11 protein-coding genes are annotated in these 15,966 nt (G+C 70.0%); 3 read left to right on the forward strand and 8 right to left on the reverse strand.

Annotation, left to right across the window (positions count from 1 at the left end; all coding sequences use genetic code 11):
- The first annotated feature begins 25 nt into the window (after positions 1–25).
- Together lipA and ACT4MF_RS10965 are read left to right on the forward strand one after the other, a co-directional pair.
- Positions 26–1,006, forward strand: a complete 981-nt coding sequence (lipA, locus tag ACT4MF_RS10960; protein WP_099256622.1) for a lipoyl synthase — start codon at positions 26–28, stop codon at positions 1,004–1,006.
- Between the two features lie 284 nt (positions 1,007–1,290).
- Positions 1,291–2,688, forward strand: coding sequence for an ABC transporter substrate-binding protein (locus tag ACT4MF_RS10965; RefSeq protein WP_444682643.1), 1,398 nt, complete (start codon positions 1,291–1,293; stop codon positions 2,686–2,688).
- A gap of 143 nt (positions 2,689–2,831) precedes the next feature.
- Here ACT4MF_RS10965 and ACT4MF_RS10970 read toward each other — a convergent pair whose 3' ends face one another.
- From ACT4MF_RS10970 to ggt, 5 genes are all read right to left on the reverse strand, one after another.
- Entirely contained in the window at positions 2,832–3,536 is a 705-nt protein-coding gene (locus tag ACT4MF_RS10970; RefSeq protein ID WP_444682644.1) for an ABC transporter ATP-binding protein, read from the reverse strand.
- Complete coding sequence (locus tag ACT4MF_RS10975) at positions 3,533–4,345, reverse strand: ABC transporter ATP-binding protein (RefSeq protein WP_245851749.1); 813 nt, start codon at positions 4,343–4,345, stop codon at positions 3,533–3,535. Before ACT4MF_RS10975 ends, ACT4MF_RS10970 begins: the two co-directional genes overlap by 4 nt.
- Positions 4,346–4,443: 98 nt before the next feature.
- On the reverse strand, positions 4,444–5,820 hold the full coding sequence (locus ACT4MF_RS10980; RefSeq protein ID WP_099256626.1) for a branched-chain amino acid ABC transporter permease: 1,377 nt from the start codon (positions 5,818–5,820) through the stop codon (positions 4,444–4,446).
- Positions 5,817–6,929 (reverse strand): branched-chain amino acid ABC transporter permease, encoded by a 1,113-nt coding sequence (locus tag ACT4MF_RS10985; RefSeq protein ID WP_099256627.1) that lies wholly within the window; start codon positions 6,927–6,929, stop codon positions 5,817–5,819. The genes ACT4MF_RS10980 and ACT4MF_RS10985 overlap by 4 nt, the downstream gene beginning before the upstream one ends.
- A gap of 282 nt (positions 6,930–7,211) precedes the next feature.
- Positions 7,212–8,840, reverse strand: a complete 1,629-nt coding sequence (gene ggt, locus ACT4MF_RS10990) for a gamma-glutamyltransferase (protein ID WP_444682645.1) — start codon at positions 8,838–8,840, stop codon at positions 7,212–7,214.
- A 115-nt stretch (positions 8,841–8,955) separates the two neighbouring features.
- Between ggt and ACT4MF_RS10995 the strand changes: the two genes are divergently transcribed.
- Positions 8,956–11,220, forward strand: coding sequence for a hypothetical protein (locus tag ACT4MF_RS10995; RefSeq protein WP_444682646.1), 2,265 nt, complete (start codon positions 8,956–8,958; stop codon positions 11,218–11,220).
- Between the two features lie 511 nt (positions 11,221–11,731).
- Here ACT4MF_RS10995 and ACT4MF_RS11000 read toward each other — a convergent pair.
- From ACT4MF_RS11000 to ACT4MF_RS11010, 3 genes are all read right to left on the reverse strand, one after another.
- On the reverse strand, positions 11,732–11,878 hold the full coding sequence (locus ACT4MF_RS11000) for a hypothetical protein (RefSeq protein WP_444682647.1): 147 nt from the start codon (positions 11,876–11,878) through the stop codon (positions 11,732–11,734).
- Between the two features lie 634 nt (positions 11,879–12,512).
- On the reverse strand, positions 12,513–14,921 hold the full coding sequence (locus ACT4MF_RS11005) for a heavy metal translocating P-type ATPase (protein ID WP_444682648.1): 2,409 nt from the start codon (positions 14,919–14,921) through the stop codon (positions 12,513–12,515).
- 96 nt (positions 14,922–15,017) lie between these two features.
- The gene (locus ACT4MF_RS11010; RefSeq protein WP_444682649.1) at positions 15,018–15,773 is read right to left on the reverse strand and encodes a helix-turn-helix domain-containing protein; all 756 of its coding nucleotides are present in this window, start codon (positions 15,771–15,773) and stop codon (positions 15,018–15,020) included.
- Between the last annotated feature and the right edge of the window lie 193 nt (positions 15,774–15,966).

Consider the following 15,966-nt stretch of genomic DNA (forward strand, 5'->3'; position numbering starts at 1 on the left):
TGCGCCCGGCCGCCGTGGTTCGGGTATGCAACGCGGCCGTCGGAAGCCGGACTGGCTGAAGTCGCGTCCCCCGTCCGGCTCCCGGTTCACGGAGATCAAAGAGCGCCTCCGCGAGCGTGACCTCCACACCGTCTGCGAGGAGGCCAACTGTCCCAACATGGGCGAGTGTTGGTCCGGGGGCGCGAACGCGCCCCCGAACGGCGAGGCGGCGGACGCCGCCGAGGCCGGCCCCGGCACGGCGACGTTCATGCTCATGGGCGACCGCTGCTCGCGCGGGTGTAACTTCTGCGACGTGGAGACGGGAGGGATGGAGCCGCTCGACCCGGACGAGCCGGCGAACGTCGCGGACGCGGTCGACGAGATCGGGCTCGACTACGTCGTGCTCACGTCGGTCGACAGAGACGACCTCGCGGACGGCGGCTCCGCGCACTTCGCCGAGACGATCCGCGAGATCAAACGACGCGACCCGGAGATTCTCGTCGAGACGCTGATCCCCGACTTCCAGGGCGACCCCGAGGCGATCGACCGGATCATCGACGCGGGGCCGGACGTGATCGCCCACAACGTCGAGACGGTCGAGCGGCTCCAGTGGCCGGTCAGAGACCGACGGGCCGATTACGAGCAGTCGCTCGCGGTGCTCGATCGGGTCGACCGCCAGTCGGACATCCACACCAAGACGAGCCTCATGCTGGGCGTCGGCGAGTACGACCACGAGGTGTACCGGACGCTGGGCGACCTCCGCGAAGTCGGCGTCGACGTGGTCACCTTCGGCCAGTACCTCCAACCCTCGCGCTCGCACCTCGACGTGTTCGAGTACGTCCACCCCGACGTGTTCGAGACGTGGCGCGCGGTCGCCGAGGCGGAGTTCGACTTCCTCTACTGCGCCTCGGGACCGATGGTCCGCTCGTCGTACAAGGCCGGCGAGCTGTTCGTCGAGGCGCTGCTCCGGGAGGGACGCGCCCCGGAAGACGCCCGGCGACACGCGCGGGCCGCGGGCGGAGACTGAAGCCGCCGGAAGCGACCGGCACCCGCGGGAGCCGCGACCGGGGTGTCGTCTCGGGTTCTCGACGCGCTCTCGACGCTCCGTCTCCCCCGGAACGAGCGGCCGCTGTGTGAGTCGCCCCGTCCCGACCCGGAGCCGACGCAACCACTCACGCTTTTGAAACGCTGCGCGGCGAAAAAACACCCGTCGACCCGGAACGTAATACACCTTATATGGATGTTATTGACACTACCTGTGCGGATGTTGACAGGGATATACTTATGAAAGTGGGCTCTATATGAGTGGTTATGTCATACCACAAAAGACGGCGTGACGTGTTGAAGACTGTCGGTGTCGCCGGGGCGGTCGGGCTCGCAGGCTGTGCGGGCGGCGACGGTGGCGACGGCGGTGACGGCAGCGACGGGAGCGACAGTGGCGACGGCGGCGACGGCGACGACGGAATGGACGGCGGCGACGGCGGCGACGGCGGCTCGGGCGGCGGCGGTCCGGACCTGATCACCGTCATCGGCTACCCCGAGAGCGGGATCCAGCTGTTCCGCGACTACTACGCCGCGTCCGACGGGGCCGAGGACATCCTCATCCCCGACGGGCTACAGGACCCCTCGCTCCCCGGACAGGTCGGCAACGAGATGGCCAACGTCACCGGGACGGCGCCGGCGGCGGGCGGTCCGAACCAGGCGGCGTTCGAGAGCCTGTATCAGGACGAGTACGACGAGACGCCGGGCGTGTTCACGTCGCAGTCGTACGACTCCGCGGCGGCGCTGATCCTGGCGAACGTCGCAGCGGGCGAGAACAGCGGCACCGCGATCCGCGACCAGCTCCGTCGCATCGCGAACCCGGGAGGCACCTCGTACGGACCGGGCGAGTTCCTGGACGCCGTCGAGGCGGCGGCGAACGGCGAGGACATCAACTACCAGGGCGCGTCGAGCGCCGTCAACTTCGACCAGAACGGCGATCCGGCGTCGGCGGCCTACTCCATCTGGGAGTTCGCCGGGCTGGACGCGGACTCCGTCAGCGTCCAGGAGACCCAGAGCTTCGAGGGCGAGAACCCCGACGGAGCCGGTCCCACTGCTGACTCCTCGCCGGGCGGCTTCGGCCGCGAGGTGAGCGTCGGAATCCTGCTTCCCGAGACCGGGGACCTCGCGTCGACGGGTCAGCCGATGATCCGTGCGGCCGAGATCCCGGCCCAGCAGATCAACGAGTCCGACCTCGACCTGACGGTGAACGCCCAGTTCGAGGACACGAACACCTCCCCGGACCAGGGGGTCAGCGGCGCCGAGTCCCTCGTCAGCGCGGGGGTCCCGGCGATTTGCGGGACCGCCTCCTCGGGCGTGAACGTCCCCGTCTGTCAGGAGACGCTCATCCCGAACGAGGTCGTCGGCTGCTCGCCGTCCAGCACCGCTCTGTCGGTGACGAACCTCGAAGACGACGACTACATCTTCCGGACCGCCCCGAGCGACCAGCTTCAGGGCCGGGTCATGGCACAGGTCGCGTCCGAGCGCCTCGGTGCGTCGACCGCCGCGACGCTGTACGTCAACAACGACTACGGCCAGCAGCTCTCGGAGCGGTTCAGCAGCGTGTTCGAGGACACGTTCGGCGGCACGGTGTACGACCAGATCAGCTTCAACATCGGCGAGTCGTCGTACTCCAACGTCGTCGAGCAGGCGCTCTCCGGCGGGAACTGAGGCGCCCGGCGCGCTCCGGCGGAGCCCCGTTATTTTTCGCGCGAACCGACCACGTAGCGGCGAGCACGGCCGTGGTCACTCGGCTGATCTCGCGTCGATCCGGAAAAGAGCCGCGCGGTACTGCAGTCTGCGATCGCCGACGGCTATCCGCCGAGGAACTCCCGGCGGACCTCCTCGTCGTTCAGCAGCGCGGTCCCCTCGTCCTCGAACCGGTTCTGGCCGTTCGCGAGCACGTAGCCGCGGTCGCAGCGCCGGAGCGCCTCCTTGGCGTTCTGCTCGACCATCAGGACCGCCGTCCCCGTCTCGTTGATCTCGTCGATCTTGTCGAACATCTCGTCGACGAGGTCCGGCGCGAGGCCGGCGCTGGGCTCGTCGAGCAGGAGCAGCTCCGGATCGAGCATCAGCGCTCGGCCCATGGCGAGCATCTGCCGCTGGCCGCCGCTCAGCGTGCCGGCCTGCTGGTGTTTCCGCTCTTCGAGGATCGGGAACCGGTCGTACACCGTCCGGAGCGCGTCCTGCGGGACCTCGTCGAGGATGTACGCCCCCATCTCCAGGTTCTCTTCGATGTCGAGCTCCGCGAAGACGTTCTCGCTCTGCGGGACGTACCCCAACCCCTTGTGGATCACGTCCTCGGGCTTCGTCCCGCTGATGTCCTCGCCGGCGAACGTCACCGTCCCGCCCATATGCGTCGTCAGCCCGAACACCGACTTCATGACGGTTGACTTGCCGGCGCCGTTCGGGCCGACGATGGTGACGTACTCCTCGTCGTCGACGTCGAGGTCGACGTCGGTGAGTATCTGGAGGTCGCCGTAGCCGGCGTTCAGGTCGCGCACTTCGAGCAGGCTCACACTTCACCCCCGAGGTAGGCCTCGATGACCTCCTCGCTCTCTTTGATCTCCGTGGGGGTCCCGTCCTTGAGGATCCGGCCTTGATGCATGACGATGACGCGCTCGCAGTTGTTCATGATGAGGTCCATATCGTGTTCCACGATGAGGAACGTGTACCCCCGCTCGCGGAGCTCGTGGATGTGCTCGAGGAGCCGCTTTTCGAGCGTCGGGTTGACGCCCGCGAACGGCTCGTCGAGGAGCAGCACGTCTGGATCGGTCAGCAGCGCCCGAGCCATCTCCAGCAGCTTCCGCTGCCCGCCGGAGAGGTTCCCCGCGTACTCCTGGGCGAGGTGGTCGATCTCGAAGAAGTCGAGCACCTCCCAGACCCGCTCGAGCTGCTCCGTCTCCTGCTCGCGGACCGACCCGCGGGTCATCGGCATGATCGATCGCCACAGCGACTCGCCGACCTGTCCCTTCGGTGCGAGCATCATGTTCTCGAGGACCGTCATCTCCTCGAGTTCGCGGGCGATCTGGAACGTCCGCGCGAGCCCCCTGTTCGCGATCTCGTGGGGCTGGAGCCCGGTGATGTCTTCGCCGTTGAACCGGACCGTCCCCGCGGTGGGGTCGAGCATCCCGGTGATGAGGTTGAACGTCGTCGACTTCCCGGCGCCGTTCGGTCCGATGAGGCCGGTGAGCGTCCCCTCTTCGACGTCGAAGCTGACGCCGTCGACGGCGGTGATCCCGCCGAACTCCTTCCGGAGCCCCTCGACTTCGAGGGGGGCGTACCGGGCCCCGTCGTCCGCGCTCGGAACGTCGGCCTCGGTGCCCATCACTCCGGAGAGGTCGGCCCCGGACGCGGCGTCGTCGGCGTCGCTGCCCGCTTCGGGGTCCGACGGCTTCGACTCGGTGGGGGACTCGTCCGTCTCGCTCATTGGTTCTCACCCCCGTCCGCGGCCGCCGGGTTCCCGGTCGGGCCGTCGCTTCCCGGTCGAGCGAGGTCGACGCTCGACGCCGTCTCTTTGCGGTGGCCGAGCAGCCCCTCGGGGCGGTTGTGCATCAGCCAGATCAGCACCACGCCCATGATCACCAGCCGCAGCTGGCTGACGCTGTCGAGCGTGTACAGGATAAACGGCATCGGGTCGAGCGACGCGAACCCGGCCATCGCCTCGCCGAAGTTCCGCGGCGCGTCGCCCAGATCGAAGGCCGCCTGAACGAGGTTCTTGAAGTACCGCGGCCCTTCGTACAACACTCCGGCGAAGATCGCGCCGCCGAGGAAGCTCCCCGTGTTCGACCCCGAACCGCCGATGATCAGCGCGATCCAGATGAAGAAGGTGATGTTCGGCCGGAACGACGGCGGCGTGATGCTCCCGCGGCTCGAGTACCACAGGATGCCGCCGAGCCCCATCAGCGCGGCGCCGAGCACGAACGCCGTGAGCTTGAACCGGTCGGTGTCCTTCCCGAGGGCGTTCGCGACGTCCTCGTCCTCGCGGATCGCCTTCAGGACGCGCCCGAACGGCGACTTTCCGGTCCGCGAGAGGAGGAGATAGAACAGCCCGACGCCGATGAGCAGGAGGACCCCGTACGCCAGTCCGTCGATCACCGGCTTGGGGTTGTTCGGGATGAGGGTCCGCTCGACCACCGCGACGAACCCGAGGTACGGCTCCCAGAGGAACAGCGTTCGCAACAGCGCTTCGAGCGGGTCGGTGTAGTTCAGGATGAGCCCGCCTCCGCCGCCGAGCCCGACCGTGTCGGCCGTCGGGTCGATCGTGAACAGCCAGAGGTCGATCGTGTCCGGCACCGTGAACGTCTGGAACGTCCGGGACATCATCGTGAACCGGACGATCTCAGAGAACGCCACCGTGACGATCGCGAGGTAGTCCGCCCGGAGCCGGAGCGCCGGCAGCGCGACGAGGAGACCGAAGAGGCCGGCCGCGACCACGCCGGCGACCACCCCGACGACCAGCGGGAGGCCGAAGCCGCCGACCTGCGCGGCGCCCCCCTCCGCGACCGGCGGCTTCGAGACCAGCGCCGTCACGTAGATGCCGATTCCCATGAAGCCGACGATGCCGATGTTGAACAGCCCGGTGTATCCCCAGTGGAGGTTCAACGCCAGCGCGAGCATGCCGAACACGCCGATGTAGAAGGTGAGGTTGGCGATCGAGTTCAGCTGTCCGCGGAGCCCGTAGCCGAACACCACTCCGGCGAGGATGTACGCCACGTAGAGCGCGCCGAGGACGGCGAGGACGAGCGTCACGTCCCGCTCGAAGAGCCCCCTGAAGCGCGCGCGAACGTCACTCGCGCTCATGCTGTGGTCCTCCCGGCGAAGATGCCTTCAGGCTTGAACAGCAGTATCACGATCATCACGAGGAAGGCGGCCGCGCGACCGAACTCCGAGGGGATCCAGACCACGGAGACGGAGGCCGTCAACCCGATGATGATCCCGCCGCCGATCGCCCCGTAGATCGACCCGATGCCGCCGAGGATGACCGCGGCGAACACGAGCAACAGGAGCAGCCAGCCGTCGTTGAATCCGAGCGTCCCCTTCCAGAGGACGAACATGTACCCCGCGACGCCGGTGAGCCCGGCGCCGACGATCCACGTCGTGCGGATGACCCGCTCCGTCGGGATCCCGGTGATCCGCGCGAGGTCCTCGTTGTCGGACATCGCGCGCATCGCCTTCCCGAGCTTCGTCCGCTGGAGCAGGAGATGGACGCCGAGCATGAGGCCGGCCGCGACGACCACGAGACTGATGTCGTGCGCCGTCACCCGGAACGTCCCGTCGATCGCGGGCACGTTGACGCGTGGAACCGACCCCGCGGCGGTCGTCCCGCGCACGCCCGCTCCGAAGACGAACTGGAGCAGGTATCGGAGCGCGAACGCGACGCCGATACTGGTTATCAGCAGCGCGATACCGCTCTCGCCGCGGATCGGCCGGTAGACGAACCGGTCGATCACCAGCGCCAGCGCGATGGTGGCGATCCCCGCGAGCAGGGCCCCGAGCACGACGGCGAGCGGCGCGGTCGTGACCCCGATACCCAGCGCCCCGCCGAACACCGAACCGCCCGCACCGACGAGCAGGAGCGCGCCGACGCTGTTTTCGCCGATCCCGGCGACGAGATAGCTCGTCGCCATCCCGGCGAACGCCCCCGTGGTGAGGTAGTCGCCGTGCGCGAAGTTCGCGAAGTTGAGAATACTGTACGTCATCGAGAGTCCGATACCTGCCAGACCGATTATCAGCCCCCTGAGTAACCCGTCCCAGATGAGGGACGCGAGGCTGCTAACCTGAATTCCCCCACTCAGAAGCCCGGAGGCGAGCGACCACGCCATCCAGAGGGCCACGAGCAGGACCCCGATGGCGAGCGGTTCCTCGCTGAGGGTTTGGCGGTAACGGACGTACGTTTCAGAGACACTCACGTGATAACACTCCTCACCATAGCGTATGAACCAACGTATAAGACGTTTTCTACCCTAAATTACCCGACGTATGCCTCATTTGGCCATGTAAGTACAATCTCAAGTGTATATATGATATTGACTACCAATGGGGGCGACTGCGACGGTGACGGCGCGCTCCGACGCGTCCGCCGGTCCGGCCACTGATCGGGGTCCGAACGACGCAACGGCGCAAGGACGGCGACGGCGCGGACGGTCCGCGTGACGAGCCGTGAGGGGTTTCTCAGCCGGGGACCGTTTCGGTCAGTACCCCTGCGCGTTCCCGTCTTTCCGGGGCTCGGTCGCCGCCGAGAGGACGCCCTCCCGGGATCGCGCGATCTGCGCGCCGCCGAACGCGGTCGGCGGGAGCGTTCGGACGTCGTGGCCCTTCCGGGACAGCTTCGCGGCGACCGCCCCGTCGACGCGCGGTTCGAGCGCCAACTCGCCGCTCTCGCGGTACCGCCACCGCGGCTCGTCGAGCGCGCGCTGGAGCGGCAGTCCGTAGTCGACGAGGTTCGAGACCACCTGCACGTGCCCCTGCGGCTGCATGTAGCCGCCCATCACGCCGAAGGCGGCCCAGTCGTCCTCGTCGAATCGGATCAGTCCGGGCATGAGGGTGTGGAACGGTCGCTTGCCGGGTTCGAGCCGGTTCGGGTGGTCCGGATCGAGCGAGAACGACGAGCCGCGGTTCTGTAAGGCGATCCCGGTTTCGCCGGCGACCAGCCCGGACCCGAACCCGGCGAACCGCGAGTTGATGTACGAGACGACGTTGCCCGCCTCGTCGGCGACCGTCAACAGGACGGTGTCGGCGTCCTCGGCGTTGGCGTCGGGGACGCCGAAGCTCGCGTCGCGGTTGGCCGTCTCGCCGACCTCGGCCGCCCGTCGCTCCGCCCACGCCGCGGACGCGAGCGGCGGGACCTCCTCGTAGGCCGGGTCGGTGATGTAGCGGTGGCCGTCGTGGAAGGCCATCTTCAGCGCCTCCGCGAAGTAGTGGACGCGCTCGGGAGCGTCGTAGTCGTGCTCGCCGGCGCCCACCTCGGCCGCGACGTTGAGCGCCTCCAGCGCGATGAGCCCCTGGTTGTTCGGCGGGAGCTCGTACACCTCCGCCCCGTTGTACGTCGTCGACACCGGCTCCGGCCACTCCACCTCGAAGTCCGCGAGGTCCTCGACCGTCATGAAGCCGCCCGCCGCCTGCACCTCCGCGGCGATGGCCTCGCCGATCTCGCCCTCGTAGACGGCGTCGGCGCCCGCCTCGGCGATCAGCTCCATCGACTCGCCGAGCCGGGGGAGCGTCACCCGCTGTCCGACCGAGGGCGACTCGCCGTCGAAGAGGTACGCCTCGCGGGCGTGGTCGCTCTCGAACAGGTCCTCGCCCTGCGTCCACTGGTCCGCGATCACCTCGCTGACCGGGTACCCCTCCGTCGCGTAGCGGATCGCCGGCTGCAGGAGCCGATTGAGGCCGAACTCGCCGAACCGCTCGGCGGTCGCCTCCCACCCCCGCGCGGTCCCCGGGACCGTCACCGTCTGTGCCCCGGTCGTCGGCATCTCGACCCCGCTCGGGTCGCCCTCGTCGATGTCGTCGTCGGCCGCGAGCGACTCCCGGACCTTTTCCACCGTCGCGCCCGCTGGCGCGCCGCCGCAGGCGCGCATGGCGCCGACCTCGCCGTCGGCGGTGCGGTACAGCGCGAACACGTCGCCGCCCAACCCCGTCGACGTGGGCTCGACGACGTTGAGGGCGGCCGCGGTCGCCACCGCGGCGTCGAACGCGTTCCCCCCGTCGCGGAGCACCTCGATCCCCGCCTCGCTCGCGAGGGGCTGGCTCGCCGCGACCACGCCGCGCTGTCCGTACACCGTCGACCGCCGGGAGCCGAACCGGTCCACGTCTGGATCCATGGCCACACGTTCGCCGGCGGGATGTTAAACGTCTCCCCGGACGGTTCCGGCGTTTCGAAACCATCGTCTATTGGTAACGTTTAACGCACTCCGGGCCCTCATCTCACGGAATCAGATGACCGGCCGAGACGACGCGGACGGGACGGAAACCTCGGAGCCGAGCGCCGAGCGCGCGCCGAGCGGCGGGGCTCCCGCGGATCGCCGGCGACGCCGCGTGCTCGGGTACGCTGGAGTCGCCGCGCTCGCGGCGGGCGGCGCCGCCGGCGCGTGGTACGTCTCGCGGCCGGACTCCGCCGACGGAGGCGCGACTGACGAGGGGGCCGACGAGCCCGACGACACCGACGGGGCGGAAGAGCCACCCGCGGACGCTCCCGAGGAGATCCCGGCGGTGGTCGGCCGATACGCGCCGGACCTGTACTTCGGCGCGTTAGAGCGGTGGTACCCCACCGACCCGCGTCCGTACGTCGTCGAGACCGACGACGGCGCCGTCGTCGACGGGTTCACGGCGCTCGACGACTACTCGGCGGCGTTCCGCGAGACCGGGTCGCCGCCCGCGCCCACCGTGTTCTACAACGTCGTCGAGGCGGCGCCGGGCGTCGACGCGGTGCAGTACTGGCTCTACTCGGCGTTCGACCAGTTCACGGTCAACTTCCACTGGCACGACTGGGAGCTGTTGCAGGTGTTCGTGGACCGCGAGAGCGGCGACCCGCTGCTGCTCTCCGCCAGCGCGCACTCCCGCGCCAGCCCGAACAACGAGTTCCTCGACCCGGAGATCCCCGAGGGGTCGCGTCCCGGGGTCCTCTCCGAGGTGGGGTCACACTCCAGCGCCAGCGAGGTCAACGGGCTCGTCCCCAGCTTCGAGCGGCTCCCGACCGGGGATCTGGTCTCCGACGTGACCAACGACGCGATCGACGTCTCGGCGACGCTCCGCGCCCCCTTCGCCTACGGCCTCCCCCGAGACGAGGGGGCGCGGCTCCCGTTCGTCCTTCCGGAGCTCGACGGCGCCCCCCTCCACGAACACCCGTCCCTGTCGATCGAGCGGACGGACCTGATCGACGAGCGGGTGACGGTCGGCGCGTGGCGCGGGCTCCCGACCCCGTCCGCGGACCTCCCCCTGCGCGACCCCGGACTCGTGATCGCTCACCCGGACAGCGCCGTCGACGCCGACGCGACCTACGCGCTCGAACCCCTCCCGCCGCTCCGCGAGGCGATCGACGACTTCGTCGGGCCGCAGCTGAGCTTCGAGTTCGCGATCCCCGGCTTCGCCGAGGACGCGCTCGCGAGCCACATCACGTCGGTCGGCATCCCCTGGGAGCAGGAGCGGTTCACGGACCCGCTCTCGGACGTCACCGACCCCGCACACCGCCGGCGGATCGACGGCGCGGAGCCGGCGGGGCTCGCGAACCGCGTCGTCGGTCGGGTCCGGCGGCTCCGGGCCGGCACGGCGGGCGCGCTCGACGGGGTCACGGACGGGGCCGCCGACGCGGTCGCGGACGTCGCCGGGGTGTCGCTGTTCCCGCTCTCGACGGAGGTGGCCGTCCGGCTCGCGAGCGAGGCCCCGACCGCGACGGTCACCCGCGGCGGGGTCTTCGAGTACCTCCGCGTCGAGCCCGGCCCGCATCTCCTCGTCGCCAACGGGCCGGGTCTCGCCCCGGTCGCGTCCCGGTTCGTCCACGAGGGCGGGCTCGCTCGGGTCGGCGGCGACGGGGAGCTCACGGTCGTCGCCCGCGAGGACGCCGGCTGGATCCGGGGCGACGCGAGGGAGGCGAACGGGGTCGACCGCGTGCGCGTCGTCGAGGACTACGCCGGCGTCGTCTACGAGGGCGAGCCGGTCGAGACCGACCGATTCGCGGTCGCGGTCCACCGCGCGGGCCGGTACACGGTCGAGGTGGTCGACCGCGACGGGACCCGCGGGGCGTACCGCGTGACGCCGGACTCCTTCGACGACGACGACAACGCGGTTCGCCGGGAGGTCCGGACCGGGAAGCTCGCGCTCGCGCGGACGCTCCGTGGCGAGCTCGACGAGCTGTCCGCGCTCGCGGCGTCGCTCAGTCCGGATGGCGACGGCGATACAGACACCACCGCCGAGAACGAGACGGACGGGGACCGGCAGCGCGACCGAACCGCGTCCGACCCGGTGCGCGACGGTATCTCGCGTGCGAGGGAGTCGGCGGCCGGGGCGGTCGACGCCGCGGCGAACGGCGAGGAGCGGGCGGCCGACGACCGGCTTTCGGCGTCGGCCTCGTCGCTGCGGGAGGTCCGGGACGCGTTCGCGACCGACGACCAAGCCGGCTACGACGACGCCGCGGTCGAGGCGATCGATCCGAAGGCGCTCGCCGGGATCGGGCGCGCGAACGACGCCGTCGACGCCCCGCTCTGAACGGCGGACGCAGGCGACCGCCGGCTCCCCCGAGCGACGGAAGCCGGTGGAACCCACTCTTCGAGGGCGTCGATCGGGTCGTCCGACCGTCCCCCGTCTCGCGGCGATAAATCGATAACCGCGATATCAAGTACAGGTCGCGGCGTCTATCCAGCTGTCTGCGGTCGTCGATCTCGAACGCGTGTCCACCGCGGTGACGAGGTGCAGTCTCTCGTTGATGCTGGCGGACATCTCACGGCTGCGCTCGCACGCCCCTCGATCCGATCGCCGCCACTCGGCATGGAAGTCGGAATGCCAGCAACCGCGGCTGTAGAGACGCACAACGAAGCTCCTCGTCCGGTTCGACTACATCCGGCAACGCAGCGCCGACGACCGCAGGATCAGGGCCACGAGTCTTCGCCGTCTGCCGGAACAGATGGCCAAAGTGACGCGTTTGGGGTGGTCTGGCGTCGATGAGAGTTTTCACGGGCCGGCCAGTGTTTGCGTCCGGTGTCCGAAACCGCTGCGAACGTCACGCGTTCAGGCCCCAGTCCACATCCTCCTCGACGCCCTCACGCTCTCGATCCGCTCGCTCGACTTTCGTCCGACCGACGCGCTCGACGGCTTCCGCGCGGTCGAGTTCGCCGTCGAGGACCCGGTCGGAAATTTCGGCGGCCATGTGGTACAGCTGCTCAGCAACGTTGTCAAATCCGTGTCTGCCTGATCGGACGGGACTGACTGGGGCCTCTGTCCACCACAGTGGTCCCAACAAGATCGTCTCAGAGGCTCCTTCTACCGTCAAAAATAGCGGCCTCGGCACTCATAGGGCTCGTCATCGCTGGTGCCGAGGCAGCTCGGAGCGGTGCATCGTCATCGGCCGGTGGCTCGTAGTCGGCTCGCCGCCTAAAAGGGCCGGGTCGCTCCCGGAGCGCCGTTCGCCGATCGAAAAATCGGGCCGAGGTCGGTCACTCGTCGCCGTGACACGACCCCGCGTACGCGTTCCACCGGCCGGTTCCGTTCGGGATCCGCTCCGTGTCCGTCGGGTCGAACGTCGCCGCGGAGCGGGCGACCGCCTCGGCCGCGGTCGGGAGGTCGTCGCCCGCCTCGCGGCAGGCCGCGTCTCCGTCGGTCGACGCCGCTGTCTCCGTCTTGATACTCGTCTCGCACGTGCTCGGACCCTCGGGACCGACCGCCGCCTCCGATTCCGAGCCTGGATCAGCCGTGTACTACGGGTGGCACATCCCCACGGATGAGCGCATCCTTAATAATTGTTCATGTTTGTTATCGCGTCGCGGGGTGGCCGGTCCGGCCCCCTACTCGAACGACTCGGGCTCGATGCCGGAGAGCCGCATCGCGTTGCCGGTGACGCCGAGGCTCATCCCCATGTCGCCGACGACGACCGCGACGGCGACGCTCACCAGCCCCAGCGGCACGCCGAGCGCCAGCAGGAACTTCACGCCGAGGCTCGCCCAGATGTTCTGGCGGATGACGCCGTTGGCGGTGTGCGAGAGCGCGTAGAGGTACGGGAGCTTCGCCACGTCGTCGCCCATCAGCGCGATGTCGGCGGTCTCCAGGGCGGTGTCCGTCCCCGCGGCGCCCATCGCGATGCCGACCTCGGCGGTCGCCAGCGCGGGCGCGTCGTTGATCCCGTCGCCGACCATCGCGACCTCGCCGTACTCGGCCTGCAGCGACTCGACGGCAGCCACCTTCTCCTCCGGCAGGAGGTCCGCCCGGTACTCGTCGACGCCGACCTGCTCGGCGATCGCTCGCGCGGTCCCCTCGTTGTCGCCGGTCAGCATGACGACGCGCTCCACGCCGAGCGCTTGGAGGCGCTCGACCGCGCGCGCCGAGTCGCGACGGACCTCGTCGGCGACCGCGACGGCGCCCGTCAGCTCCGTCGCCGTCCCGACGAGCACCACCGTCTTCCCCTCGCGTTCCAGCGCGGCGAGGGCGCCCTCGCCGAACGCACCGGGGGAACCGTCCCCCTCGGCCGCGGCTCCGACTTCGTCGTCTCCGGTCACGACCCCGCCGTCGGTCTCGGCCCGCGCCCGCGACAGGTCGAACCCGAGCTCCTCGAACAGCGCGGGCTTCCCGGCGTAGTACGTCTCGCCGTCGATCTCGGCCCGGATCCCCTTCCCCGTGAGGCTCTCGAACCCGGTCGGCTCGGGGAGGTCGGTCGTCCCGGCCCGCTCGGCGCGGTCGAGGATCGCGGTCGCGATCGGGTGTTCGCTCCGGCGCTCCAGCGCCGCCGCCCGGCGCAGCAGGGCCGTCTCGTCGGCGTCGCCCAGCGGGAGCAGGTCGGTGACCGTCAGCCGCCCCTCGGTGAGCGTCCCGGTCTTGTCGAGCGCGACCGCGTCCACGTCACCCATCGCTTCGAGGTGGTTCCCCCCCTTGACCAGGACGCCGTTCCGCGCCGCGCTCGTGACCCCGGAGACGACCGAGACGGGCGTCGAGATGACGAACGCGCAGGGACACGCGATCACGAGCAGCGTGAGTCCGCGGACGAACCACGTCCCCCAGTCCGCGGCGAACGTGACCCCGTAGCCGGCGATCTCGACCGCGATCGGGTCCGCGATGACCAGCGGCGGGACCGCGGCAGTCAGGATCGCCAGCACCACCACGACCGGCGTGTAGTACCCCGCGAAGCGGTCGACGAACCGCTCCGTCTCGGTCTTCTCGGCCTGCGCGCCCTGCACCAGTTCGATGATCCGCGCGAGCGTGGAGTCGCCTGCGGTCGAGGTGACCTCGATCTCGAGGTACCCCTCCTCGTTGATCGCGCCCGCGAACGCCTCGTCGCCGGGGGCCTTGTCGACGGGGACGCTCTCGCCGGTGATCGGCGACTCGTCGACCGCGCTCTCCCCCTCGACGACGGTCCCGTCGAGCGGGATCTTCTCGCCCGGGCGGACGACCACGACCTCGCCGACCGCCACGTCGTCGGCGGGGACGGTCGCCTCGTCGCCGTCGCGCTTAACGGTCGCCTCGTCCGGCGACAGCTCCATCAGCTCGCGCAGGGAGTCGCGCGCGCGGTCCATCGCGTAGTCCTCCAACAGCTCGGCGATGCTGAACAGGACGGCGAGCGTGGCGGCTTCGACGAAGTAGCCGATCCCGGTCGCCGCGATGATCGCCGTCCCCATCAGGAGGTCGATGTCGAGGCTCCGGTTGCGCGCCGAGTAGAACCCCCCGCGGATGACGGGAACCCCGCTCGCGGCGACCGCGCCGATGAACAGGGCGTCGGCGAGCGTGAGCGGGGCGCCGAGCACGCTCGCCACCGCGGTGTTCCGCCCCGTCAAGACGAACTCGAACAGGAGCCCGAGCGTCACGAGCCCGGCGCCCACCCACGTCTTCTTGGCGCGCGCGCTCGTCCAGACCTCGGCGGGGGGCGCGACGGCGACCCCGCCGGCGCCCGCGCCGTCGCCACCGGCCTCGGTGCCGTCGGCGTCCTCGGAGCCGCCCGTCCGCCCCTCGGTGACCTCGTACCCGGCGCCTTCGATCGCCGCGATCACGGCCGCCTCGTCGGCGACCTCCGGGTCGTACGTCACCGTCGCCGTCCCGGCGGTCGGGTTGAGCGCCGCGTCAGTCACGCCGTCGAGGCGTCCGAGCGCGTTGTCGACCTTCCCGGCGCAGGAGGGGCAGTCCATCTCGGGGACCGCGAGGCTGGCGGTCAGCTCTCGGCGGCGTCCCGCTTCGCCGGCCCCGTCGCCGTCGTCCGAACCGTCTGTCATTACGTGGAGAGACGGGCCGTATCTCGATAAGCCTTGGTTGGAACATTCCAACTGGCCGGCTCCGATCGGACCCGACGCTCCCGCCGGCGGCCGATCTCACCGCGAGGCCGGCCCGGCGTCGACGACCCGGCCCTCGGCGACGTGCGCCTTCGCGAGCCGCTCCTCGGCCCGACGGAGCCGGTACGTGAGCGTCGACCGCGGCACGTCGAGGTGGTCGGCGAGCCCGCCGACGTCGACCTCGCGGGGGGACTCGTAGTAGCCGTGTTCGACGGCGGCCCTGAGCGCGGCCTCCTGCTCGGGACTGAGGCCGATATCGCTCTCGCTGGCTCCCGATCCGCCGGTCGCGCCCGACACGCTCGCCGTCTTGAGCAGTTCGGTCCGGGCGGCGTCGCCCACGGCTTCCCGGAGCGCGTCGAAGAAGTCGCCCACGTCGCCCTCGCCGGAGTGGATGAGTCGCCAGGTGTAGTGGCGCCCCTCGTGGCGCGTCTCGAACAGCACGCTCTCCCCGAGATGGTCGCGCGCGATGTGCGGGACGGACGCGCAGACCGGCGTGGGCTCCCAGTCGGTGTACAACACCAGCGTGTCGTCCGTGTGGTCGAGGACGCGAGTGGTCTGGGCCGCGCCGCAGTGCTCCGACGCGAGGCAGTCGGCGTAGTAGTCGCCGTCGAGGAAGGCGGCCTCGATGTCGTCGAGCGCGGCCGGGGTGCCGGTCGCGTGGTCGACGCGCCAGAGGTGGTCGTCGGTGGCGTGCACCGACAGCGACCGGACCCGAGCCCCCGAGTGGTCGGCCAGCGCGTCGGCCACCCTGTTGCGCCCCGGCTCGTACTCCAGGGCGAAGACGAGTTCGCGCATGGCCCCCGATACGCGCCCGGTGGTAATAACGCGTGTCCCGAGCCGCCGCCGCGGCAACACGCGCCCCGCGACCGAATCTGTGTGCGCCCTCCGGCGTGAACTCCCCCGCGAATGACCTGGAGTTGCGAACGACAGAATCTATGCACGGGATTGGATCGAGCCCGTTCCCAGAGAACCACTCGCGAAGGCCACG

The organism is Halorubrum sp. FL23 (genome assembly GCF_052439115.2).
Classification (GTDB): domain Archaea; phylum Halobacteriota; class Halobacteria; order Halobacteriales; family Haloferacaceae; genus Halorubrum; species Halorubrum persicum.

Bases quoted from the DNA above. Each gene is read 5' to 3' on its own strand.
- ACT4MF_RS10965 (WP_444682643.1), top strand. From the start codon at position 1,291: ATGTCATACCACAAAAGACGGCGTGACGTGTTGAAGACTGTCGGTGTC.
- ACT4MF_RS10980 (WP_099256626.1), bottom strand. From the start codon at position 5,820: ATGAGCGCGAGTGACGTTCGCGCGCGCTTCAGGGGGCTCTTCGAGCGG.
- ACT4MF_RS11000 (WP_444682647.1), bottom strand. From the start codon at position 11,878: ATGGCCGCCGAAATTTCCGACCGGGTCCTCGACGGCGAACTCGACCGC.
- ggt (WP_444682645.1), bottom strand. From the start codon at position 8,840: ATGGATCCAGACGTGGACCGGTTCGGCTCCCGGCGGTCGACGGTGTAC.
- ACT4MF_RS11005 (WP_444682648.1), bottom strand. From the start codon at position 14,921: ATGACAGACGGTTCGGACGACGGCGACGGGGCCGGCGAAGCGGGACGC.
- lipA (WP_099256622.1), top strand. From the start codon at position 26: ATGCAACGCGGCCGTCGGAAGCCGGACTGGCTGAAGTCGCGTCCCCCG.
- ACT4MF_RS10995 (WP_444682646.1), top strand. From the start codon at position 8,956: ATGACCGGCCGAGACGACGCGGACGGGACGGAAACCTCGGAGCCGAGC.
- ACT4MF_RS10975 (WP_245851749.1), bottom strand. From the start codon at position 4,345: ATGGGCACCGAGGCCGACGTTCCGAGCGCGGACGACGGGGCCCGGTAC.
- ACT4MF_RS11010 (WP_444682649.1), bottom strand. From the start codon at position 15,773: ATGCGCGAACTCGTCTTCGCCCTGGAGTACGAGCCGGGGCGCAACAGG.